Genomic DNA, 21,819 nt, shown 5'->3' on the forward strand with positions numbered 1-21,819 from the left:
CTCTAGCGGATGTCCCGTTTGATCACGGCATCGCGAGCCGCACTCGGCTCGAATCCCGCTCGAAGCAGCGCATTATATACACGGCGTCGTTCATTCGACGTGTTGGACCGCGGCGCTGCGAGCAAGCGATCCAGCCGCCGAGTCAACAGCGCGTCCTCGTCGACATCGCCCAACGCGACGAGGCGTTGCCATGCCGACTCACAGAGCGACTCATCGACGCCGCGGCCGACCAGCTCCCGGATAAGGCGACGCGGCCCCTCGAGCCGACGCTCCGCGCGCAGGACCAGGTAGTCCTCCGCCAACTTGCCGTCGTCGAGGATGCGCTCGTCTCGACCTCGAGCGATGGCGGCGTCCACCTGGTCGGAATCGAAGCCGAGCTTGCCGAGGCGAGCGGAAGCCTCGAGCGCCGTCAGCGGACGATATCCGACAGCACGCACCAATGCGACGAACGGATCGCGGGTCGATCGGTCGCTTGGTTTGCGGCGGGCATCTGGCATGGCACGGCTACGGTATCAGAGACCGCAGGCCGTACCGTCGCGAGATTCGATCTAGCTGTTCGTGAACTCGAACGGCGATTCCGGTGCGTGCGGGTCGGAGTCGCCGTTCTCTTCGGGCGAGGCCACCGTACTCTCCATCTGCGCCTGCGCCATATCCGACGCCGACTGAATTCCGGAGGCCTTCAGCTTGAACTCATCGGGGTTCGTGGCCTGCCGAAGGGCTTCCTCGAAACTGATCAGCTCGTTCTGGAACAGGCTATTGAGCGACTGGTCGAACGTCTGCATCGCATACTGTGACGTTCCCTGCGCGATGGCGCCGTTGATCAGTTTGGTCTTTTCCTTGTTCTCGATGCAGTCCCGAATGAACGGGGTCGATCGCAAGACCTCGACGGCGGGCACACGCCCCTTCCCGTCCTTCCGCGGGACAAGTCGCATGGAGATGATGGCTTTCAACACGGCGCCGAGTTGCAGACGCACCTGCTTCTGTTGATGTGGCGGGAAGACGGAGATGATTCGGTTGATCGTCTCGGTGGCGTCGACCGTATGCAGAGTGGAGAGAACAAGATGACCGGTCTCGGCCGCGTTGAGGGCCGTCTCGATCGTCTCGTAGTCTCTCATCTCACCGACGAGGATGACATCGGGATCCTGACGGAGCGCCGAACGTAGGGCGAAGGCGAACGACTTGGTGTCGACCTCGACCTCGCGTTGGTTGACGAGACTCTTCTTGTCCCGATGGAGGAACTCGATGGGATCCTCGATCGTCATGAGATGTTCGGTTCGGACGGAGTTGATGTAGTCGATCATGGCCGCGAGCGACGTCGACTTACCGGAACCGGTCGTACCGGTCACCAGGATCAACCCGCGACGCTCCTGGGCGATCTGCTCGAGGACCGGTGGAAGATGAAGCTCACGGACCGTGAGGATCTTCACCGGAATGACACGGAGTACCAGACCCACCGTGCCGCGCTGCTGAAACACATTGCAACGGAACCGACCCAGCCCGGGAACCGAATACGCCATGTCAAGTTCGAAGTGATCCTTGAACTTCTGTTTCTGCCGCGCGCTCATGATGCTGAACGCCATCGCGATGGTGTCCTCCTGCATCAGGCGCTTCTGGTCAGTCATCGGAATCAGCTTGCCGTTGACGCGAATCACGGGATAGCTGCCCACCTTGAGGTGCAAATCGGAGGCACCCCGTTCGGTCGTCATCTTCAGCAGATCATTGATATGCATCGGTCCCTCGTAGCCCTTGGTAGCCGTACCTTGTCGAATCTAGGAACCGACCCGCGGCAAGTCAAATGGGGCCCGAAGAGGGTCCATTCGGTGGGTTTTAGGCCAGATCTCCCCAGCACGACTGGATCACGGCGGTGGCCACGAGCCCCGCAGTCTCCGTGCGAAGCACCCGGGGTCCCAGGGACACGGGCTGCCAACCACGGGAGACGGCGTCGTCAAGTTCCGCATCGTCAAGACCCGATTCCGGCCCCACGGCGACCCAGCAGGCATCGGGACGGGGTTGTCCGAGCCGGGCGATCAACGGCATGGCCTGCCGTGGGTCGGCGAGGAACGCGATCACCCCTCCGGGGACGTCGGGGAGTCGTTCGATGGATCCGAGAATCGGCAGTCGGCGACGACCGGACTGCTTGCACGACTCGATGAGCACGCGCCGCCAACGATCCAATCGACTACGGGTCAATGGGGGACCCTCTCCTCGCTTGGCGGGATAGAGATGGATTCCCTGCAGCCCGAGCTCACAGCCCTTCTGAAGCAGCCACTCGAGACGATCCTGACGACAGAGCGCCTGAAACAGTTCGATAGAAAAACTCGGATCGACCGACGCGTCGGCAGCAGGCTCCCCCACCCGCACCCGAACCTCGCGCTTCGTCAGGGTCTCGATGCGCGCCATCCACTCGCCGCCCTCGCCGTCAAACACGAGGACCTCGTCGTCCGCCTGCAAGCGCAACACCGAACGGGCGTGATGGGCCTGGTCGCTACCGAGTTCCAACGAATCGCCGACGACGATCGGCGGATCATGGAAGACTCGCCAGCGTCGACTCATGCCGTCGATGCTCGTTCGACGACGAGGACCGCCCACGGTGCTCGCTCGACACGCTCGACTTCACGAAGTCCGTACTCGGCCAGGCCGTTCGCGATGGACACCGCGTCCTCGACGAGGAAACCCGAGGCGATCAATAGTCCGGAGTCCGCTACGAGTTCTGCGGTCTCGGCGGCATAGGTTTGAAAGAACGACGGGCTGATGTTGCAGACCACCCCATCAAACGGCCCACCTTCCGGGGGAGCGGTGGCGGAGCCGACAACGAAGCGGATCCCCGACGGACCGTCATTGATCGCGGCGGTCTCTCGAGCGACATCGACGGCCAATGGATCCAGGTCGCAACCTACCACCGACGCGGCGCCGGAGTGCTGCGCAACCAGAGAGAGAATGCCGGTCCCACACCCAAGATCCAGCCAGCGGCTGCCGGGCCGCACCCGATGCTCGAGGAGCTCCGTGCAGGCCTGCGTGGTCGGGTGCTCGCCCGTGCCGAACGCCCGCCCCGGCACCAGCTTCAGCGCGTGCCGCCCCTCGACGGGCTCCCCGGTGCCCGACGGCCAGACGACAAACCCACGTCCCAGCACGAACGGCTTCAGAGACGCCTGGTACCGCTCGACCCACCGTCCGTCCTCGACCAACTCTTGGCCCAAACCGCACTGATCGGCGTCGAGCCCATAGGCGGCCAGGAGCTCTCGGGCATCCTCGAGCGCCGGTTCGATGGCGTCCGGCTCCCGTAGGTAGATCCGGACGAGCGTCGACGTCGCTCCGGCGTCTTCGAAATGCACGCCGAGACGCCCACCGGCCAATGCCGCCCCGATCTCGTCGGCACGCTCCTCGGGGAGCGTCAGGACCAGGGCGTGCCATCGAGCTGTTTCGGGGCGCTGCATGAACCGATGTCAGCCGTGAAAGATCTTTCGAACCTTCTCAAACAACCCGCCGTCACCGATCTGCTGCCCTTCCATCTCGGCCAGCCGTTCGAGAAGCTCACGCATCTCTCCATCGACGTCCTCGGGGGTCACCAGCTGGATATGGACAATCTGATCCCCACGTCCGCTGGACTGCAACGCAGGCGCGCCCTTCCCACGAAGACGGATCCGCTCACCGGACTGAGTGCCCGCGGGGATCGGCAGCAGATGACTTCCGTCGAGGGTCGGAACCTCAACCTCCGCACCGAGGGCCGCCTGGGCAAAGCCGAGTCGGAGTTCACAGTGCAGATCGCTGCCGTCCCTCGTAAAGACCTTGTGGTCACGAACGTGAAGCGCGACGTGGAGGTCGCCGGGGGGGCCGCCGCCCTGACCCGTCTCGCCTTCACCGACCATGCGAAGCCGCATCCCGTCGTCAACACCGGGAGGGATACGAACCGTCAGCGTGCGCTCTTCCTGGATCCGACCTTCGCCGTTGCAGCCGTCACAGGTCTTCGTGATCTGTTTGCCGGCACCGCGACAGCGTGAACACGTGCGAGCGATGGTGAAGAAACCCTGCTGGAACGCGACCTGCCCGCGGCCGGAACATTCCGAACAGGTCTCGATGCCGCCGGGGGCGGCGCCGCTACCGTCGCAATCCTCGCAGTTCTCCGCACGAGGCACCTGGATTCGTGTCTCGGTGCCGGACACGGCCTGCTCGAATTCGATCTCCAACTCGAACAGCAGGTCGTCGCCGCGTCGACCACGACCGCGACGTCCGCCACCCCCGCCGAAGATCGAACCGAAGCCGAAGAGGTCACCGAGGATATCGCTGAAGTCCGTGAACGCGTCGGGGTTGAACCCACCGCCGGCTCCTGCACCGGAGAGACCCCGCTTCCCATAGCGGTCGTAGAGGGCCCGCTTCTCGGTATCGGAGAGGACGGACCAGGCCTCGGCCGCTTCCTTGAACCGGTCCTCGGCCTGCTGATCACCGGGATTCTTATCGGGATGGTATTTGATGGCGGCGGCGCGATAGGCCTTCTTGATGGCCGGCAGCCCGGCATCCCGCTCGACGCCGAGCAGCTCGTAATAATCGCGATCGGACAAGGGTCAGGACTCCCCGGTCCCCTCACCTTCGCCCGCGGAAGAAAACTGTCCGGGGTCGTAGAGGATGACCTCGGACAGGATTTTACCCATCGTGGCGATTTTCTCCAGGGCCTCGGTGCAGTCGGTGGCACTGCCGGACTCCAGGGCGGCGCGGGCATCGTCCAGAATCTTGCGGACGTCGGTCTGCTGCTGAGGCGCCAGCATGGACCCGAACTCGTTGTAGGTCTTCTGATTGCTCTCGACCAGCCCCTCGAGACGGGCCTTCGCGCGGATGAACTCGGCCCGGCGCCGATCCTCCTCGGTGTGCCGCTTGGCATCCTCGACGATTCCGGAGATCTCGTTCTCGGAGAGACCGCTGGAGGGTGTTACCAGGATCTTCTGCTCCCGCTGCGTCACCAGGTCGCGGGCCTGGACGCTGACGATTCCGTTGGAATCGATGTCGAAGGTGACCTCGATCTGGGTCGCGCCACGTGGCGCCGGCGGAATCCCGACCAGTTCGAACTGACCGAGCGACTTGTTGTGTCCGGCGATCTCGCGCTCACCCTGTAACACGTGAATCTCGACCTTCGTCTGGTTGTCGGCGACGGTCGTGAAGATCTTGCTCTTTCGCGTCGGGATCGTCGCGTTGCGCTCGATGATCTTCGTGAACATCCCGCCCCGGGTCTCGATTCCCAGCGACAGCGGCGTGACGTCCAACAAGACCAGGTCCTTGACGTCGCCCTTCAGGATGCCCGCCTGTACCGCAGCACCGACCCCGACGACCTCGTCGGGGTTAATGTCGCTCGAGGGCGATCGACCGAAGAACTTACATACGGTCTCGAGGACTTTGGGCATGCGGGTCTGCCCACCGACGAGTAGGATCTCGTCGATGTCGGCAGCCTGCAGCCCGGCCATCTTGAGCGCCTCCTCGCAGGGGCCGACGGTGCGTTCGACGAGGTCGTCCACAAGCTCCTCGAGCTTCTCGCGGCTCAGAGTGGTGTGAAGATGACGGGCCCCGCTGTCGTCCGCGCTGATGAACGGGAGATTGATCTCCGCGCTCTGCTCGGTGGACAACTCGCACTTGGCCTTCTCGGCCGCTTCCTTCAGCCGCTGCAGGGCCATCCGATCGGTTCGAAGATCGATCAGGGACTCTTCCTTGAATGCCGTCACCAACCAGTCAACGATCCGCTGATCGAAATCCTCGCCTCCGAGGAACGTGTCGCCGGACGTCGACTTGACCTCGAAGACGCCTTCACCGAGTTGCAGAACCGAAATATCGAACGTGCCGCCGCCAAGATCGTAAACCGCGATCTTTCGGGATGCGGTGCCCTCGTCCATGCCGTAGGCCAGCGCGGCGGCCGTCGGCTCGTTGACGATCCTGAGGACCGACAGGCCGGCCACCCGGCCTGCATCCTTGGTGGCCTGACGCTGCGCATCATCGAAGTAGGCCGGCACGGTGATGACAGCCTCCGTCACCTCGGTGCCCAGGTAGTCTTCCGCCATCTCCTTCAGGTGTTGAAGGACGAACGCGGCGATTTCCGGCGGTGAGTAATCGCGATCCCGGACCCGGATCCACGCGTCGCGATTCTCCGACGGGACGATCTGATACGGGACGATCTGCATCGCCTTGGCGACTTCCGGCGAGTCGAACTTGCGACCCACCAGACGCTTGACGGCGTAGATGGTGTTGTGGGGGTTGGTTAACGCCTGACGCTTGGCGATCTGCCCCACCAGCCGTTCGCCACGAGACGTGAACGCGATGATGGACGGTGTCGTGCGGGAGCCCTCGCGGGTCGCGATGACACGCGGCTTCGTGCCCTCGATCACCGAGATGCAACAGTTCGTCGTGCCGAGATCAATTCCGACGGCTTTGGCCATGGTCAGCTACCCTCTCCCTCGCGCGAATCCGGCTCGTCGATCTCCACGGCGACCCTGACCAACGACGGGCGTATCACCTGATCGTGGAGTTTGTAGCCGCGCTGCATCTCCTCGATCACCGTATGCGACGGGAAGCCCGAATTCTCGGTCGTCGCAACCGCCTCATGGTACTCCGGATCGAACATTTCACCGACGGTATCGATGGCTTCCACGCCCTCCCGGCGCATCGCTTCGAGAAGCTGGCGAAAAATCAGTTCGACGCCCTTGAGAAGTGGGTCCTGGGTTCCGCTCTCGTTGGCGGAGCCGATGGCTCGTTCGAAGTTGTCCAGAACCGGCAGCAGTGACTTCATCACTCGAGCCGCAGAAAGACGCTCGGCTTCGTCCTGTTCTCGCTGGATTCGCTTCTTGTAGTTCTCGAAATCTGCATAGAGTCGGATGAGACGATCGCGGTCCGTCACCGCGTCGTCCTCCGTGACGGGGTCGTCGTCGGTGACGATCAACGGTCTCGCAGGCTCGTCCTCGCCCGAACGTGCCTTCGACGGGCGCGCGGGCTCATCCAGCCCGACGATCTCGAGGATCTCGATATCGTCCGACTCGTCGTCCACGGTCAGATCCCGAAATTGATCCCGCTCGGATTTCACTAAAGTAATCCCTTCCTCGTCGGCTTCAGGGACCGCGACCCCACCCTAACAACCTTGGTCCCCGGTCCAGCGGGGTCAATCATCTCGCCGATCCAGCCTCATCGAGAGCGCCCGGGCCAGATAATCCACCAGGGCGATGGCCCGGACGTACTGCATGCGGGTCGGCCCAACGATCCCGAGAGTGCCCATAACTCTATCTCCGGAAAGGTAGTTAGCGGCGACCAGGGAGCACCGCGCCAGATCGTCCACCGGGTTCTCATTGCCGATGACCACCTGGACCCCATCTTCCCCCAGAAGTCGGCTGAGCAGGTCGACCAGCTGATTCTTCTCTTCCAGGGTCCGAAAGAGACTTCGGGCAACATCCAGATCGGCGAATTCCGGCGCGGCGAGGAGCCGCGAACCACCCTCCACGATGACGTCGCCATCGGCCTCGTCCACGGCAACCGCCCGTTGCCCCAGCTCGAGGCCGGCAGCCGTATCCGCATCGGGGGCTTGCTGCTCGGCGATGCGTGTCCGCAACCGCGACCGCATCTGCGGGAGAGTCCGCCCACCGAACTGTTCGGACAGGTAGCTGCCGATGCGATCCAGCTCCGGCTGTGAAAGCGGAGTACGAACTTCGAGGATGCGGTTGTGAACGACCCCCGAACGACCCACCAGGATCGCAACGATTCTTTGGGTGTCCAGACGAACAAACTCGAGATGCTCCACAACCATCCGCTGCAGATTGGGGACGAGCACCAGACCGACACCGTCGGCACCCGACGAGAGTTGTCGCGAGACCTCCAGCAGCAGTTTGTCGACGTCTCGCTCGCCCGCGTCGAGCGCCTTGTCGATTCGAAGCGTCTCCCGATCGGAGATCGTCGGTGTCGAGATCAACTGGTCGACGTAGAGGCGGTACGCCTGGTCGGTCGGCACGCGTCCGGCAGACGGGTGTGGCTGACTCAGGAATCCGCGCTCCTCGAGATCGGCCATGATGTTTCGTATCGACGCGGGAGAGAGCCGCAGGGACGCGCCGGCCGCGACGGTTTGCGACCCCACCGGGTCGCCACTTGCGATGTGGGCGCGGATCACGCTCTTGAGAATCTCCGACTCCCGCTCGTCGATCTTCTCGCCGCTCATGACGCCTGCTCCTCGGCGGCTTCGGTCCGCTGCAACGAAAGTGCCGAACGGATGAAACCGTCGAGGTCCCCGTCCAGAACACGGTCGGCGTCGCCCACCTCAAACTGGGTCCGATGGTCCTTCACCATCCGATAAGGCGCGAGCACGTACGAACGGATCTGGTTTCCGAACGCGATCTCCTTCTTCTCGCCGACCTCCTTGGCCATTTTCGCATCGGCTTCCCGCTGCTGGAGATCGAACAATTTCGAACGCAACACCTGCATCGCGACTTCCTTGTTGCGATGTTGCGAGCGCTCGTTCTGGCAGGTCACGACCACGTTGGTCGGCAGATGGGTCATGCGGACGGCGGAGTCGGTCTTGTTGACATGCTGCCCCCCGGCGCCTGACGCGCGAAAGGTATCGACCCGCAGATCCTTGTCATCGATCTCGACCTCTCCCGCTTCCTCGATCTCCGGCAGGACGTCCAGCGACGCAAAGGATGTGTGCCGTCGAGCCTGGGCATCGAAGGGTGAGATGCGCACCAGGCGATGCACACCTCGTTCAACTCGGAGATAGCCGTAGGCGTTCGCACCGCTGACCGACATCGTCACACTCTTGATGCCGGCCTCTTCGCCGGGTTGATGGTCAAGCACTTCCAGCTTGAATCCACGTCGATCGGCCCAGCGCCGGTACATCCGAAACAGCATGGCGGCCCAGTCCAGCGACTCGGTTCCCCCGGCGCCGGGATGGATCTCGACAATCGCATTGCCGGCATCGTGTTCCCCGACCAGCAGCGTTTCCAGTTCGATGGTCTCGGCGAGCTTCTCGAGTTCCGCGACCGTGGCCTGCAGGTCTTCGACGACGTCTTCGCCCTCGCGGGCCAGATCGATGAACGTCTGCCCATCGTCGCGCAGTCCACCTAGATGGTCCGCAGCCTCGATACGCTCGACCAGACGGGAGCGCTGACGCTGGATCTTCTTGGACTCTTCGGGGTCACCCCAGACTTCGGGCTGGGTCAGGCGTTGTTCGATCTCGTCGAGACGCAGCTTGTTGCCGTCGACATCAAAGATACCTCCGCAAGGTGTCGACCTTTCCGGAGAGCGCTTCGAGTCGATCGCTCAGTTCCTGGATATCGCTGGTGGCCACCGCGGGACTCCCTTGCGCCGGCGTCGGCCAGCGTCATCGACGGACGATAGCACAGCCAAAGGAATCAACCCCCGTCTGTGACCCACGCTCCGTTGTAGCCCTTCTTCTGCAATTCATCGGCGGCGACCCGCGCGTCATCCCGTGTGGGGAAGCCGCCGACGCGGACCTTGTAGAGCGAACTCTGGCCCTCGGAGTTAGCCACCATCTTGACGGCGAAAGAGTCCGCGCGGAGTTTCTCCATCAGCAGTTCGGCGGCGCGTCGATCTCGACCCGCAAAGACCTGCACGAAGAACGCGCCGTCGGTTGGGTCGGCGACGGGATCGGGACGACCTTCCGCCGCATCCTCGGCTTGCTTCTTGGGCAGCTCTCGTTGCGGCTCCGCCGGGGTCGCCGAGTCCGCGGGTCGATCGAAGTGATCCGCCGTCTGCTCGACGTCGGCAGACGAAAGTGACGCGTCGCCGCCCACCACCTGCCCGAGGGGATCCAGAGCCGGCGCATCGACACTCGGAGATGTCGGCCCGAGGCCTCGCTCGTAGAGACGACCGGAATAGAACGCGGTTCCGCCTGCGATGACGAGGACCGTCACGACCGCCAGCAGCCCCCAACCCTCGAAACGAACCTCGCGGACGCTGTCGGAATCCTGTGGGTCAGCCATCGCTCTCTCCGGCGGGAGGATCCTCTTTCTCGTTGACGTCGGCGACGCCGATCCCATCCTTGCCGGAGGCCTTGATCTTCTGCATCGCACGATCCGCACGCTGCACGAGTTCTCGTCGGTCGCCGGCGTGAAGCGGGAACGAAGCGACTCCCAGCGAGGCGGTCATCGAGACTCCCTCGCCATCGCCGAGTTCACGCATCAAGAGGTTCTTTCCCGAGATGACCTGTCGCACGCGTTCCGCCACCTCGACGGCACCGTGCCATTCGGTCTCCGGCAATACGATACAGAATTCGTCGCCGCCAAAGCGAAACAGTTTGTCGAATTTTCGGATCTTGCCGCGAACGCGGACGGAGACCTCGAACAGCGTTCGGCTGCCCATGCTGTGGCCGTGGCGATTGTTGACCTCTTTGAGGTTATCCATATCGAGGAAGATCAGGGATACCGGCGAACGGAAACGGCTGGCCCGCGCCAGCTCCTCTGGCAGGAAATCTTCGAAGTGTCGTCGGTTGAAACAGTTGGCGGTATCGTCCTTGATGATCAGTTCCCGGAGCGCCAGAACTTGAAGTGCGTTCCCCACCGCGTCGCGACAGAGCTCGACGAACTGGGCGACCTGTTCCAGCCGGGACGACGGGACGGGTTTCTCGACGACAAACGCCATCACGGCGGTCAACCGCATCTCGCCGTCGTGGACCGGCACAAGAACGACGCGATCGGGATCCGATCCGGGCCACTCGTGTACCGCGTCGGCCAGTTCACCCCAACCGTCTCGCAGGACGGGTCGCTCGCCGATTCCGCGGACGATCTTGGGCTCCAGGTTCGAAAAGCCCACCCTACGGGGGTCGTCCTTGTCGGTCGTCCCGGCGATGGGCAGCAGTTTCCGCCGGCCGGGCACGCTGCCCAGACAGATCCCGAAATCCGCCCCGAGCCAATCGGCGATGGGCCGGACCATGCGATCCGCCAGAACCTCGACATCGAGGCTCCTGAAAACATCCAGGAGAGCGGCCGTCTGCCGAGAATCCTCAAGAATGCTTAGTTTTTCCAGGGACTTCACCAACGGGCCTCACTCCTTGGCCTTGTTCAAGAATCCCCCCAGCAGCTCGATGGGCAGCGGGAAGATCAAGGTAGAATTTCGTTCTGAAGCGATCTCAGTCAAGGTCTGAAGGTATCTAAGCTGCATTGTCCCGGAATTCTTGCCCAATTCACGTGCCGCCTCCGATAGTCCGGACGCCGCGAGCCGCTCGCCCTCGGCATGGATGACCTTGGCCCGTTTCTCACGCTCGGCCTCGGCCTGCTTGGCCATCGCCCGCTGCATGACTTCGGGAAGATCGACATGTTTGACTTCAACGGCGGAGACCTTGATACCCCAGGGGTCGGTCTGCTGGTCCAGGATGATCTGGAGCTTGCCGTTGATCAGCTCACGACCCGATAACAGTTCATCCAACTCGAACTCGCCGAGAATCGACCTCAGGGTCGTCTGGGCCAGCTGACTGGTCGCATAGTGATAGTTCTCAACTTCGACCACGGCGTTGATCGGGTTCATCACGCGAAAATAGACGACGGCGTTGACCTTGATGGAAACGTTGTCCTTCGTGATGATGTCCTGAGGCGGAACGTCGTGAACGACGGTCCGCAACGACACACGAATCATCCGATCGATCACCGGGATGAGGATGATCAGGCCTGGCCCATAGGGCTTCCCCTTCAGACGACCGAGGCGAAGGACGACACCTCGCTCGTACTCGGGAAGCACCCGAAACGCGTTCCCCAGCAGAAACAATAAGATGGTGATTGCAACGCCAATCCCGATCCACAACGGTGTCATTGTTCTTCCTCCGCGACCGTTTCAACGGTCAGTCGCATTCCATCGACGGCAACGACGCGAATCGATTGCCCTACCTCGATCGTCTCGCTGGACGACACGGCGCTCCAGAGTTCGCCGTGAATCCAGACGCGCCCGTTGTGCGTCGAGTCGATCGTGACACGAACGGGTCCCGTCTCCCCCACGAGCCCCTCCTCGCCGGTCGCGACCTTCGCTCGGTGAGCCCGCATCACGAGTCGCATCACGAAGGCGATCAGGATCGTCAACATGACGGCCACCGGCACGATCACGCCGGGGGGCACGCGCAGTTCGGGGATCGGACCGTCGATCAGGAGAATCCCACCGAAGACCAACGAGACCGCTCCACCCAGGGTCAGCATCCCGTAGGAAACCACCTTGACCTCAAGAATGAACATGACGACGGCCAACGCGATCAAGAGCAACCCGACGGCCGAAACGGGAAGGATCGAGGCGGAAAAAGCGAAGAGAATCAGGGCCGTGGCGCCTACGAGTCCCGGCAGCACCACCCCGGGGTGGGTCATCTCGATCCAGATCCCCCCCATGCCCACCATCAGCAACAGCGCAGCGACAACGGGGAGCGCCAGGAACATCCGCAGGTCCTGCAACCAGTCGAACTCCGTCTCGACGACCTGCACCTCCGTGAGATCGAGGACCACCGTCGTCCCGTCGAAGCGGACGATCTCTCGACCGTTCAAGTAGGCGAAGACCGCATCGCGATTCTCTACCACCGCGTCGATCAGGCCCAACTCCAATGCCTTGCTCTCTTCGTAGGCGGTGGCTTCGAAGACCGCCTTCTCGGCGGCCTCGATGTTCCGACCCCGATGTTCCGAGATCGAACGAAGCAACGCGGCACCGTCTTCATTCATCTTTCGCAGAAGAGGATCATCGTCCCGGTTCTCGCCACCGATCTGCACGGTCGATGCCGCGCCGGTGCGTGTCCCGGGTGCCATCAACGCAACATCCGACGCCAGCAGAAGGAAGAAACCCGCCGACGCGGCATGGGCGCCTGCGGGACCCACCCAGACCACCACCGGCACCTCGGAACTGAGGATCCGTTGGACCAGCTCGCCGGTCGTATCGACCAGCCCTCCCGGCGTATCGACCTCCAGCAGAATCAGCGCGTCGCCGGATTCCTCGGCGGCCGTAATCGCCGCCTCGATTCGAAATGCGCTCGCCGGATGGATCGCGCCATCCAGGACGGCCAGCCGCACCGTCGTCGCGGCTTCCACACTCGGCCACAGGAATAGAAGCACGGCACCCAGGATGATGGTCAGCCGCGTTCGACGCATCATCGTTCCCCGTATCGGTCCCGAAGGGCCGTCGCGACGCAGTCCGGGACCAGACCGTCGAGGCAACCGCCGAGGCGGGCGACTTCGCGGACGAGGCGGCTCGACAGGAAGGAGTATTCGACACTCGGCAGCAGGAACACGGTCTCGACCTCCGGTGCCAGTTTACGATTCATCATCGCCATCTGCATCTCGTACTCGAAGTCCGATACGGCCCGGATACCACGCAGGATCACGCCGGCGCCGACCTGCCGCGTGTAGTCCACCAGCAAGCCGTTGAAGGTCTCGACCACCACGTCGGGATCGCCGACCGCCTTGCGGATCAATTGTATCCGCTCCTCGACCGAGAAGAGTGGGGTCTTGTCCTCATTATCGAGGATCGCCATCACCACACGATCGAACCGTTCACGGGCACGCTTCACAAGATCCAGATGACCGTTGGTCACGGGATCGAACGTTCCGGGGTAGACGGCAGTCTGCTTCATGAAGGACTCCCCGCGCGACGGGACGTCGCACCGATCATCTGACGTGCATGGGAACGAGAGGTATCGGTCGCCCGCTTACCGGACAACATCCGTGCGATCTCATCCACCCGGGTCTCCTCATCAAGCGTCGTCACCTGCATCCGCGTCTGACCGTCGCGGACCCGTTTGTGAACCACTATGTGGCATCGCGCGTAGGCGGCGACCTGCGGCAGATGGGTGACGCACAGAAGCTGTCGTTTCTCGGACAGCAGCGAGAGACGCGAACCGACCGCGTCGGCGACCGCCCCCCCGACACCCTGGTCGACCTCATCGAAGACCTGGGTCGAGGCCGCCCCCGCCCCGCCGACGATGGCCAGCGCCAGCATCACGCGGGACAACTCGCCACCCGACGCGACCTTCTGTAACGGGCGTGGAGCGACACCGGGGTTCGCCGACAGCAGCAACTCCACCCGCTCGGCACCGAGACGGGAGAGGGCCACCGCCTTGGATCCCTCGCCGACCGACTCTCCGCGCGTCGCGGGGAGTTCGATCTTCAGACTTGCGTCCTTCATCGCCAGGGGGGCGAGTTGCTTGCGCCACGCCGGTGCCAGACGATGCGCGGCGGTCTGTCGCGCCGCGCTCAGCGCGGCGGCGGCCTTCACGTAGCCGGTCTCCGCCCGCGCCACACGTTTCTCGGCACGGGCGATCTCGGCCTCGGGATCTCCCAGGGCCGCCTGCTCGCTCTTCGCCTGTTCCAGCGTCTCAAGAACCGCCGCCTCGTCCTCGCCGTGTTTCAGACACAATCGCTCGAGCGCGGCACGACGGGTCTCGACCTCCTCGAGATTGTCGGCGGCGTCGCCGGTCGCGCGACGGGCGTCCTCGAAGAGGCGACCAAGGTCTTCAAGCTCCAGCATGGCGCTCTCGATCCGATCGGCGCCGACGGTGAGAGACGGATCCAGCTCCGCCAGGGAGCGGGCCTCACGAGCCACCCACGCGGAGAGCGTGACCGCCGAGGCATCGCCGTCCTGCAACCAGTCGGCAATACGATCCAGCCCCTCTCGCAGAGCGGCACCGTGTCGCAGTCGATTACGACGTTGATCCAGCTCCTCGCGCTCTCCGATTCTCGGGGCGACCTCCTCAATCGCCCCGATGGTCTCCGTCAGCTCTGCCAGTCGTCGCTCTCGATCGGCGACACTGACCCGCCATCGCTCCAGGATCTTTCGTTGTTCGAGGACCTCGTCATGACGGAGGGCGGTCGTCTCCAACTGGAGATCGTGTCCCCCGAACGCATCAAGCAAACGGAGTTGCCTATCCGGTCGTAGGAGCTGTTGTTGGTCGTGTTGCCCGTGAAGCTCAAGCCAGAAAGTGCCGAACTCCGCCAGCGTCCGTAGCGGTGTCGGCGACCCGTTGACGAATGCGCGCGAGCGGCCGTCGGCGGCCAGCTCCCGCCGAAGGATCCAGCAGCCGTCGTCCCCGGAATCCACGCCATTCTCGTCGGCCCAATTCTGCGGCACCGAGCCGAGTGTCATCTCCAACACGGCCTCGATCACCGCCCGGTCCTTACCGGCGCGGATCCGTTGGCGATCGCCGCGGGAGCCCACGAGCAGTCCGAGCGCATCCAACAGGATCGACTTGCCGGCGCCGGTCTCTCCGGTGAGGAGATTGAGACCCTCGACGAACTCGATCTCGAGCGACTCGACGAGCACGAGGTCCCTTATGCGTAACGTCTTCAGCATCGCTATTCTTTTGACGCTCCTTAACGCCTGGGATAGCATACCTTGGCTTGCGCATTCATAGGACGTCAGGAGTTCCCGTTGCCCTTTCCCCTGGTCTCCAGCGCCCCGCCATCCCTCGATGTTTGGTCTCTCGTCATGCAAGCCGGCCCCATGGCCAAGGCCGTGCTTTTGACGCTGATCATCTTCTCCGTCGCCTCCTGGGGCGTCGCCGCCGAGCGGTTCAGACGTTTCTCCCGAGCAGAGAAGGAATCGCGACGATTCCTCGAACGCTTCCATCGGGGTGGGGGTCTCGCGGCGATTCAGGAAGAGACCGAGGAGTTCCAGTGGAGCCCGCTGGCCGATATCTATCGTGCCGGCTTCCGCGAGATCAGCCTGAACCCGCCTCCACCGGGGGAGCCGTTGAAGGGTGAGGGGCTGGAGGCGGTCGATCGCATCCTGCGTAAGAACGCCGTCATGCAGATGACCGAACTGGAGCGAAGCCTGGGCTTCCTCGCCACCACCGCTAGCGCGACCCCGTTTATCGGGCTGTTCGGCACCGTCTGGGGCATCATGAACGCGTTCCGTGGCATCGGAAGCAGCGGTACCGCCAGCCTGGCGGCCTACGCACCGGGCATCGCCGAAGCCCTCGTGGCGACCGCCGCCGGCCTGGGCGCCGCCATTCCCGCCGTCATCCTCTATAACCACTTTCAGGGTCGACTCCGCATGATGGACTCCCTGATCGATGAGTTCGAGGCGGATCTGGTCCATCGGCTGCAGGGACGGAGAAGCTAGCCCGTGGGCGGCACCGTCTCCGGTCGCGGTGGGCGACGGGATCGACGTCAACTGGCGGAGATCAACGTTACCCCTCTGGTGGATGTCATGTTGGTGCTGCTGATCATTTCGATGGTCGCCGCGCCGATGCTGCAGCGCAGTATTCGACTGGACCTACCCGCCACCGAGAGCGCCGACCCCATCGAGGAGGCCCAGTACGTCATCACGATGGATCGCGAAAGCAAACTCCGCATCAACGATCGACCGATCCACCCCGATCTGCTGGTCGAACGGATGCGGACCCTGGCCCAGAGCCGTCCGGGCGAAACCGTCTACCTGCGGGCCGACAAGTTGCTGACCTACGGCGAGGTGCTGTGGGTGATGGATCGGATTCGCACGGCCGGGATGACACGCATCGCGTTGGTCTCGGTCCCTCTGGAGGAGGAGCGCCGCTAAGTGTCTCCCCGCTATCGCATCATCGCCTCCTTCGGACCCCGCAGTCGCCCGCTGCCGCGGTTTGTCATCGGCTCGCTCCTGTTCCACGTCGGAACGGTCGCCGTGCTGCTGGCCCTTCCTAACTTCAAGGACCGCGGCCCCTTGCCGGAGCCGATCGTCGTCAGTCTGGTGGCCCCGGCCGTCACGAAGAGAGTCGAGGGCAAGCCGGCGGCGAAGAAGCCCACGCCACAGGTGAAGACCGAGCCCAAGAAAGAGACACCCAAGGTCGAGCAACCGAAGGTCAAGAAGCCCAAGACTGCGCCGAAAGATGTCGTGCACACCAAGAAGGCCCCCACGACCCCGGCACCCGAGCCCGAAGTTGACGATGAGCCCGAGATCGACGAATCGGAGTTGGCGATGGAGGCCGGCAGCGGTGTGGCACCGCTCGCAGGTCTCTCCGACGAGTTCCCGTGGTATGCCTCGGCCGTGCAGGCCGTCCTGATCGAGAACTGGCGTCGCCCTCTGCTGACCGACCTACGCGAGCCCGTCGGCGTCCGTTTGGAGTGGCAGATCCAGCGAGACGGGCGGGTGACCGGCCTACGAATCCTGGATAGCAGCGGCATCGAGGTCCTCGATCGCTCGGCGTTACGCGCTGTCCAGAGTGCGGCGCCCCTGCCGCCGCTCCCACCTCGCTGGCGTAGTGAATCGCTCCCGGTGACCTACCTGTTTGTCCTCCACCCCGACGACCTCTGACCCCGGAATCGGAGACCCGCCCATGCAGCTTCGTTCGCTCGTACCAGGTATCGTTCTGCCCCTCCTGCTTCTGCCCGGTCTAACGTCTGCTCAGGAAGAGCGACGGCTCGACGGCACGATCAGCGGAAGTGGCAGTGCGTTCAAGATCGGCGTCCCTGCCGCCCGCTATCAGGGTGTCAGCGACGCGGTCGCCACCGAGATCGCCCAGACGGTTCGTGATGACCTGGAATTCAGCGGATTCTTCGATCTCATCGACCCGCAACTCTACTCGCTGATTCCCGCCAGCGAAGGCGATGAGGAGCGTCACGACGATTGGTTGTCGATCGGCGCCGACGCCATGCTGCGACTGGTCGTAGAGTACAAGAACGATCGCGTCTATCTGGAGGCGCGGCTTCACGACAATCAGACCAAGCAGATGACCTTCAATCGCATCTATCGCGGCAGTAACGACTTCGCCCGCCGGTTGGCGCATCAGCTTGCCGACGACCTGATGCGACAGTTCACCGGTCGCCCGGGGGTCGCCATGACCCGGATCGCGTTCTCGTCGTTCCACGAGGAGAACAAGGAGGTCTACATCATGGATTACGACGGACAGCGAGTTCGTCGTCTTACGACCAGCCGCTCGACCAACCTGTCTCCGGTCTGGTCTCCCGACGGCAAGGAGTTGGCCTTCACCTCCTGGCGAGGCAAGCAACCCGGCGTCTACGTCATGAACAACCAGGGCAAGCTTGGGCACCTGGACACCGTCGGTGGCGAGCTGTCTGCGGCACCGGACTGGTCCCCCGACGGTCGTCGGCTGGCCTACGTCTCGGACGTCGACGGAAACAGCGAGATCTACATCCTCGATCGGCAATCCAAACGGAATTCCAGGGTGACCCGCAATAACGCCATCGACACGGGCCCCGCCTGGTCCCCCAACGGTCGCGAGATCGCGTTCACCTCGGACCGCACCGGAAACCCGCAGGTCTATCTAATGGACGCCGAGGGTCTCAATGCTCGCCGGGTCTCCTTTGGTTCGCCCTACGCCAGTTCACCGGCCTGGAGCCCCCGTGGCGAGCAGTTGGCGTATGTGTCGCGGATCGACGGCAAGTTCGATGTGGTGGTCCTGGAAACCGTCACGGGGCAGGTCCGGCGACTGACCCATGGCGAGGGCAACAACGAGAATCCTCGCTGGTCCCCCGACGGTCGCCACCTGGTCTTTGCCTCCAGTCGGGCCGGTCGCTACGACGTCTACACGATGCGTGCCGACGGCAGTCGAGTGAAACGGCTCACCCGTGGTGGCGACAGCTTTACACCGGACTGGTCCCGTTGAGGTCAAAAAGCCGCCGCTCGGCGGTTGCGATCCGGGGTCCGATCCAACATAATCGAGTGGCTTTCGCCGTAAGAGTTCGCAATGCAACGCCTCTCCCGCCCCCCCGCAAGGACGCGAGCCGTCGGGACAGCGAGTAAGGAATAAGACTCATGTCAAAATCGCTTCCGAAACTGATGATCCTTCTTCTTGCCCTCGCCCTCGTCGGTGCGGTTGGCTGCAAGAAGCCCGTTGACACCACACCGGTCGCCGACACCGCCCCGACCCAGGACGCCGTCGAGGAAACCGCCGACGATGACGCCGTCGATGTCGATGACAACGCGGGCTGGGAAGAGGAGAAGCCTGTCGTCGAAGAGCCGGTCCCTCCGACCCTCGCCCAACTCAACGGTCAGCTACAGACCGCCTACTTCGACTTCGACAAGTTCGAGTTGAGCGACGCGACTCGCGCCACCATTCAGGCCAACGCCGGCCTGATCAACGACAACCCCGACTACGGCGTCGTCGTCGGTGGTCATTGCGATGAGCGTGGCACCCTCGAGTACAACATCTCCCTGGGTGAAAAACGCGCTCGCGCCGTACGCGACTACCTCTCCGCGCTGGGCGTGGACCGATCTCGTGTTCGCATCGTCACCTACGGTGAGGAACGTCCGGCAGATCGCGGTCATGGCGAGAGCGCGTGGGCCAAGAATCGCCGTGCGGAATTCAAGTTTGAATAGTCGGCGACAGATCGGTCTAGCGATCCTGGTCCTGCTGTTGCCGGCCACCGCCTGCGTGATGCCGGAACAGCTCTCGAAGATGCAGAAGGACATCAATGATGTCCGCGAGCAGCTTCGTCGGGTCCAGTCCGACCAGAAGGCGACCCGTGACGCCATGGCCCGCATGGAGGCGGGCAACGAGGGGGGCCAGGTCCGTCGGGAGGAGCACGCCGACCTGGTGACCCGAGTCGAACGTGTTGCTCGGGACACGGCCGTCGTCGAGGAGCGGATGACCGACCTCGATCGTCGACTGGAGACCGTGGCCAACAACGCCCAGCGAGCGCTGAGTCAGTCTCGACGATCTGGGGGAATCACTCCGCCTGCCGCGATCCGGGACCCGTCCCCGTCCATCGATACGGCCCGCCCGGCAGTGGAGGTCGGCGAGGGGGTCATCCCCGACGCCAACGAGCTCTACAACACCGCGTATGCCGATTTTTCCAAGGGAAACTATGGGCTAGCCATCGACGGTTTCGACGAGTATCAGCGGCGCTTCACCGATAACCCGCTGGCCGACAACGCGGTCTACTGGGTCGGCGAGTGCCGGTTCAGCCAGGGCAGCTTCGAGAAGGCAATCCAGGCCTTCGATCGGCTCCTGGAGCGGTATCCCGACTCCGACAAGGCGGCCGCCAGCAACCTCAAGAAGGGGCTGGCCTACCTGGAGTTGAACCAGATCGGTGAGTCGATCGTCCAACTCCGCTACGTGGTGGCGGAATTCCCCGGAAGTGACGAGGCCAATATCGCCTCGGACAAGCTTGCCAGCCTCAATGCCTCGCCTTGACGCCCTGCGCCCTGTGATCTAGAATCCGCCGTTCCCCGAGAGCTCTTTTTCGGGGATTCTGAACAAGTTTCGAGGGACCCGACCGATGGCCAATCACAAGAGCGCTCTGAAGGAGCACCGTCGTAATCGCGCCCGTCGCGAGTTGAATCGCTGGCATCGCGCCCGACTGCGCAGCGCCGTGAAGAAACTGCGTGGGGCCGTGGCCGAAGGCGACGCCGAGACCGCCCGCGGTCTCTTGACCGGTACCCTCTCGCTCCTGGATCGAACGGCCAAGCATGGCGCGATCCACGTGAACGCCGCCGACCGCAGCAAGTCGCGGTTGACCCGCGCCGTCAACAAGCTGGCCTAGTCTTCCTGCCCCAGGCGTGTCGTTCCGATCCACGCCGCCAGCGTCAACAACACATTCTCTATCAGCTTGACGGCGCCGACACGTGCGCCGTCTCCGGTTCCGAAACAGCCGCATTCGATGTCCAACCCTCGGGCGACACCGGCGGCGACGGCGATCGTGAACCCGGCCATCAGGATCAACGACAGCCAGGCGCCGGCACGACGCCGCGAACCGACCAGCATCGTCACTCCGATGACGACCTCGATCCACGGCAGGACGATCGCAACCAGGTTTTCGAAAGCGACCGGAATAAGTTGGAAGTTATGGACCTGACGGGCGAAGCTCTCGGCATCGCCGATCTTGGCTAGTCCGGCGACGATAAAGACCACCGCGATCCCAACACGGCAGCCCGTGACCACCCACGGGTGTCTCAGTAAACCCATCATGGGGCCCCCTCCACAAGCGGATAGCCAAGGGCGATCCATTCCGGGAGGCCTCCTTCATAGAACGCGACGGGCTCCAGCCCGGCGTAGTAGAAGTCCAGCGCGAGGTTTCGTGAGATTTCACATTCGGGCCCGCCACAGTAAATGATGATGGGCTGGCCTCCGGTCTCGATCGCTTCGATCCGTTCGGGGTCGGTCACAACTTCCTCGTAGGGCATATTGACCGCCCCCGGGATGTGGGACTCGGCGTACTCGTCGGGATCCCTGGCGTCGACGATCAGGGCTCCGGAACCGTGGTCGACGTAAGCCTTGAGGACGTTGACGGTGACAGGAACGGGACGACCGGGATTGACGATCTGAGGCAGAGAACCGGCACCGACGAGCCCGGCAAGAGGGTCGGAACTGATCGTCGGGTCGGGTGGTTTGACGTCGATTGCCGGAACGTCATCGAATACCGCGAGCCGATCCTCACCGATCCACGGGATCCCCCAGACCGGCTGACTCTTGAGACCCACCGCGTTGTAGACCAGACCCAACACGGCGCCGATGGCCACCAACATCAGCATCCCGCCCGTCGGCATCGTGCCTCGAGATCGATTTTCCGTCACCGTTCCCTCCTGCGACCAGTTTCCGATCCAAATCGTCTCGGCGCAAGTCCGTCGAGCATCATCGTCGCCGACGGCGTCGGGGACGAGACCGTCCACCGGGAGGCGAGACCCCCAGACCCATCTCGACGCGCGCCCGATAACGATCCACCGACAGGATCTTGACCTGCAGTTTGCCCCCGAGACCGAATCGCCGACCATCGCCGGCGGTGAGCGTCTGGAGTCGCTCGTCACAGACCCAGCGACCGGGACCCAGGGAGTCCAGACGAATCAACCCCTCCACATGGGACTCTTCCAGCCGGACGAACAGACCGAACTCCGCCACGCCGGTGATAGCTCCCTCGAAACGCTGTCCCACATGGTCGGCGATGAAGGCGACCTGCT

Annotated in this window: 25 protein-coding genes; 7 read left to right on the forward strand and 18 right to left on the reverse strand. The window is 63.4% G+C overall.

Translation table 11 applies throughout. The features are described from left to right. Positions 1-2: 2 nt before the first annotated feature. The 15 genes from OES25_13615 to recN all read right to left on the reverse strand — a co-directional run bounded on the left by OES25_13615 (position 3) and on the right by recN (position 15,279). The gene (locus tag OES25_13615; protein MDH3628678.1) at positions 3-497 is read right to left on the reverse strand and encodes a RecX family transcriptional regulator; all 495 of its coding nucleotides are present in this window, start codon (positions 495-497) and stop codon (positions 3-5) included. 51 nt (positions 498-548) lie between these two features. Continuing rightward, positions 549-1,730, reverse strand: a complete 1,182-nt coding sequence (locus tag OES25_13620; protein ID MDH3628679.1) for a type IV pilus twitching motility protein PilT — start codon at positions 1,728-1,730, stop codon at positions 549-551. 97 nt (positions 1,731-1,827) lie between these two features. After that, positions 1,828-2,553, reverse strand: a complete 726-nt coding sequence (locus tag OES25_13625; GenBank protein ID MDH3628680.1) for a 16S rRNA (uracil(1498)-N(3))-methyltransferase — start codon at positions 2,551-2,553, stop codon at positions 1,828-1,830. Further along, the gene (locus OES25_13630) at positions 2,550-3,434 is read right to left on the reverse strand and encodes a 50S ribosomal protein L11 methyltransferase (GenBank protein MDH3628681.1); all 885 of its coding nucleotides are present in this window, start codon (positions 3,432-3,434) and stop codon (positions 2,550-2,552) included. The genes OES25_13625 and OES25_13630 overlap by 4 nt, the downstream gene beginning before the upstream one ends. Positions 3,435-3,443: 9 nt before the next feature. Continuing rightward, entirely contained in the window at positions 3,444-4,556 is a 1,113-nt protein-coding gene (gene dnaJ, locus OES25_13635) for a molecular chaperone DnaJ (protein MDH3628682.1), read from the reverse strand. A gap of 3 nt (positions 4,557-4,559) precedes the next feature. After that, a complete protein-coding gene (dnaK, locus tag OES25_13640) occupies positions 4,560-6,413 on the reverse strand; it encodes a molecular chaperone DnaK (protein MDH3628683.1) in 1,854 nt (617 codons plus the stop codon). A gap of 2 nt (positions 6,414-6,415) precedes the next feature. Further along, positions 6,416-7,054 carry a nucleotide exchange factor GrpE gene (grpE, locus tag OES25_13645; protein MDH3628684.1) on the reverse strand — a complete coding sequence of 213 codons (639 nt, stop codon included), beginning with the start codon at positions 7,052-7,054 and terminating at the stop codon, positions 6,416-6,418. Between the two features lie 75 nt (positions 7,055-7,129). After that, positions 7,130-8,173 (reverse strand): heat-inducible transcriptional repressor HrcA, encoded by a 1,044-nt coding sequence (gene hrcA / locus OES25_13650; GenBank protein ID MDH3628685.1) that lies wholly within the window; start codon positions 8,171-8,173, stop codon positions 7,130-7,132. Then, a protein-coding gene (gene prfB, locus OES25_13655; GenBank protein MDH3628686.1) for a peptide chain release factor 2 occupies positions 8,170-9,283 on the reverse strand; the annotation gives its coding sequence in 2 pieces (ribosomal slippage) (positions 8,170-9,219 and positions 9,221-9,283; 1,113 coding nt in all). Before prfB ends, hrcA begins: the two co-directional genes overlap by 4 nt. Positions 9,284-9,362: 79 nt before the next feature. After that, the gene (locus OES25_13660; GenBank protein MDH3628687.1) at positions 9,363-9,953 is read right to left on the reverse strand and encodes an SPOR domain-containing protein; all 591 of its coding nucleotides are present in this window, start codon (positions 9,951-9,953) and stop codon (positions 9,363-9,365) included. After that, a complete protein-coding gene (locus OES25_13665; protein ID MDH3628688.1) occupies positions 9,946-11,004 on the reverse strand; it encodes a GGDEF domain-containing protein in 1,059 nt (352 codons plus the stop codon). The genes OES25_13660 and OES25_13665 overlap by 8 nt, the downstream gene beginning before the upstream one ends. Positions 11,005-11,013: 9 nt before the next feature. Beyond that, positions 11,014-11,775 (reverse strand): slipin family protein, encoded by a 762-nt coding sequence (locus OES25_13670; protein ID MDH3628689.1) that lies wholly within the window; start codon positions 11,773-11,775, stop codon positions 11,014-11,016. Next, complete coding sequence (locus OES25_13675) at positions 11,772-13,085, reverse strand: nodulation protein NfeD (protein ID MDH3628690.1); 1,314 nt, start codon at positions 13,083-13,085, stop codon at positions 11,772-11,774. Before OES25_13675 ends, OES25_13670 begins: the two co-directional genes overlap by 4 nt. Beyond that, positions 13,082-13,564 (reverse strand): pantetheine-phosphate adenylyltransferase, encoded by a 483-nt coding sequence (coaD, locus tag OES25_13680; protein MDH3628691.1) that lies wholly within the window; start codon positions 13,562-13,564, stop codon positions 13,082-13,084. The genes OES25_13675 and coaD overlap by 4 nt, the downstream gene beginning before the upstream one ends. Further along, on the reverse strand, positions 13,561-15,279 hold the full coding sequence (recN, locus tag OES25_13685; GenBank protein ID MDH3628692.1) for a DNA repair protein RecN: 1,719 nt from the start codon (positions 15,277-15,279) through the stop codon (positions 13,561-13,563). Before recN ends, coaD begins: the two co-directional genes overlap by 4 nt. Positions 15,280-15,357: 78 nt before the next feature. On the opposite strand from recN, the gene OES25_13690 reads away from it, so the two are divergent. The 7 genes from OES25_13690 (at position 15,358) to rpsT (ending at position 20,408) form a co-directional block, all read left to right on the forward strand. Further along, the gene (locus OES25_13690; GenBank protein ID MDH3628693.1) at positions 15,358-16,050 is read left to right on the forward strand and encodes a MotA/TolQ/ExbB proton channel family protein; all 693 of its coding nucleotides are present in this window, start codon (positions 15,358-15,360) and stop codon (positions 16,048-16,050) included. Between the two features lie 3 nt (positions 16,051-16,053). Continuing rightward, the gene (locus OES25_13695) at positions 16,054-16,485 is read left to right on the forward strand and encodes a biopolymer transporter ExbD (GenBank protein MDH3628694.1); all 432 of its coding nucleotides are present in this window, start codon (positions 16,054-16,056) and stop codon (positions 16,483-16,485) included. Next, positions 16,486-17,217, forward strand: coding sequence for a TonB family protein (locus OES25_13700; protein ID MDH3628695.1), 732 nt, complete (start codon positions 16,486-16,488; stop codon positions 17,215-17,217). Positions 17,218-17,239: 22 nt separating this feature from the next. Continuing rightward, the gene (gene tolB, locus OES25_13705; protein MDH3628696.1) at positions 17,240-18,529 is read left to right on the forward strand and encodes a Tol-Pal system beta propeller repeat protein TolB; all 1,290 of its coding nucleotides are present in this window, start codon (positions 17,240-17,242) and stop codon (positions 18,527-18,529) included. A 149-nt stretch (positions 18,530-18,678) separates the two neighbouring features. After that, positions 18,679-19,242, forward strand: coding sequence for a peptidoglycan-associated lipoprotein Pal (pal, locus tag OES25_13710; protein MDH3628697.1), 564 nt, complete (start codon positions 18,679-18,681; stop codon positions 19,240-19,242). Beyond that, positions 19,235-20,059 carry a tol-pal system protein YbgF gene (gene ybgF / locus OES25_13715; GenBank protein ID MDH3628698.1) on the forward strand — a complete coding sequence of 275 codons (825 nt, stop codon included), beginning with the start codon at positions 19,235-19,237 and terminating at the stop codon, positions 20,057-20,059. Before pal ends, ybgF begins: the two co-directional genes overlap by 8 nt. Positions 20,060-20,144: 85 nt before the next feature. Further along, positions 20,145-20,408 (forward strand): 30S ribosomal protein S20, encoded by a 264-nt coding sequence (gene rpsT / locus OES25_13720; protein ID MDH3628699.1) that lies wholly within the window; start codon positions 20,145-20,147, stop codon positions 20,406-20,408. Here rpsT and OES25_13725 read toward each other — a convergent pair. The 3 genes from OES25_13725 to OES25_13735 form a co-directional block, all read right to left on the reverse strand. After that, positions 20,405-20,833, reverse strand: coding sequence for a DoxX family membrane protein (locus OES25_13725; protein ID MDH3628700.1), 429 nt, complete (start codon positions 20,831-20,833; stop codon positions 20,405-20,407). The genes rpsT and OES25_13725 overlap by 4 nt on opposite strands. After that, positions 20,830-21,438, reverse strand: coding sequence for a rhodanese-like domain-containing protein (locus tag OES25_13730; GenBank protein MDH3628701.1), 609 nt, complete (start codon positions 21,436-21,438; stop codon positions 20,830-20,832). The genes OES25_13725 and OES25_13730 overlap by 4 nt, the downstream gene beginning before the upstream one ends. A gap of 58 nt (positions 21,439-21,496) precedes the next feature. Beyond that, a partial coding sequence (locus OES25_13735; protein ID MDH3628702.1) for a S1 RNA-binding domain-containing protein occupies positions 21,497-21,819 on the reverse strand: 323 nt, incomplete at its 5' end.

This window comes from Acidobacteriota bacterium, assembly GCA_029861955.1.
Classification (GTDB): Bacteria; Acidobacteriota; Polarisedimenticolia; order Polarisedimenticolales; family Polarisedimenticolaceae; genus JAOTYK01.

Coding starts and splice junctions, on each gene's coding strand:
- OES25_13615 (MDH3628678.1), bottom strand. CDS start 497: ATGCCAGATGCCCGCCGCAAACCAAGCGACCGATCGACCCGCGATCCG.
- OES25_13620 (MDH3628679.1), bottom strand. CDS start 1,730: ATGCATATCAATGATCTGCTGAAGATGACGACCGAACGGGGTGCCTCC.
- OES25_13625 (MDH3628680.1), bottom strand. CDS start 2,553: ATGAGTCGACGCTGGCGAGTCTTCCATGATCCGCCGATCGTCGTCGGC.
- OES25_13630 (MDH3628681.1), bottom strand. CDS start 3,434: ATGCAGCGCCCCGAAACAGCTCGATGGCACGCCCTGGTCCTGACGCTC.
- dnaK (MDH3628683.1), bottom strand. CDS start 6,413: ATGGCCAAAGCCGTCGGAATTGATCTCGGCACGACGAACTGTTGCATC.
- hrcA (MDH3628685.1), bottom strand. CDS start 8,173: ATGAGCGGCGAGAAGATCGACGAGCGGGAGTCGGAGATTCTCAAGAGC.
- OES25_13660 (MDH3628687.1), bottom strand. CDS start 9,953: ATGGCTGACCCACAGGATTCCGACAGCGTCCGCGAGGTTCGTTTCGAG.
- OES25_13670 (MDH3628689.1), bottom strand. CDS start 11,775: ATGACACCGTTGTGGATCGGGATTGGCGTTGCAATCACCATCTTATTG.
- OES25_13675 (MDH3628690.1), bottom strand. CDS start 13,085: ATGATGCGTCGAACGCGGCTGACCATCATCCTGGGTGCCGTGCTTCTA.
- coaD (MDH3628691.1), bottom strand. CDS start 13,564: ATGAAGCAGACTGCCGTCTACCCCGGAACGTTCGATCCCGTGACCAAC.
- recN (MDH3628692.1), bottom strand. CDS start 15,279: ATGCTGAAGACGTTACGCATAAGGGACCTCGTGCTCGTCGAGTCGCTC.
- tolB (MDH3628696.1), top strand. CDS start 17,240: ATGCAGCTTCGTTCGCTCGTACCAGGTATCGTTCTGCCCCTCCTGCTT.
- pal (MDH3628697.1), top strand. CDS start 18,679: ATGTCAAAATCGCTTCCGAAACTGATGATCCTTCTTCTTGCCCTCGCC.
- rpsT (MDH3628699.1), top strand. CDS start 20,145: ATGGCCAATCACAAGAGCGCTCTGAAGGAGCACCGTCGTAATCGCGCC.
- OES25_13725 (MDH3628700.1), bottom strand. CDS start 20,833: ATGATGGGTTTACTGAGACACCCGTGGGTGGTCACGGGCTGCCGTGTT.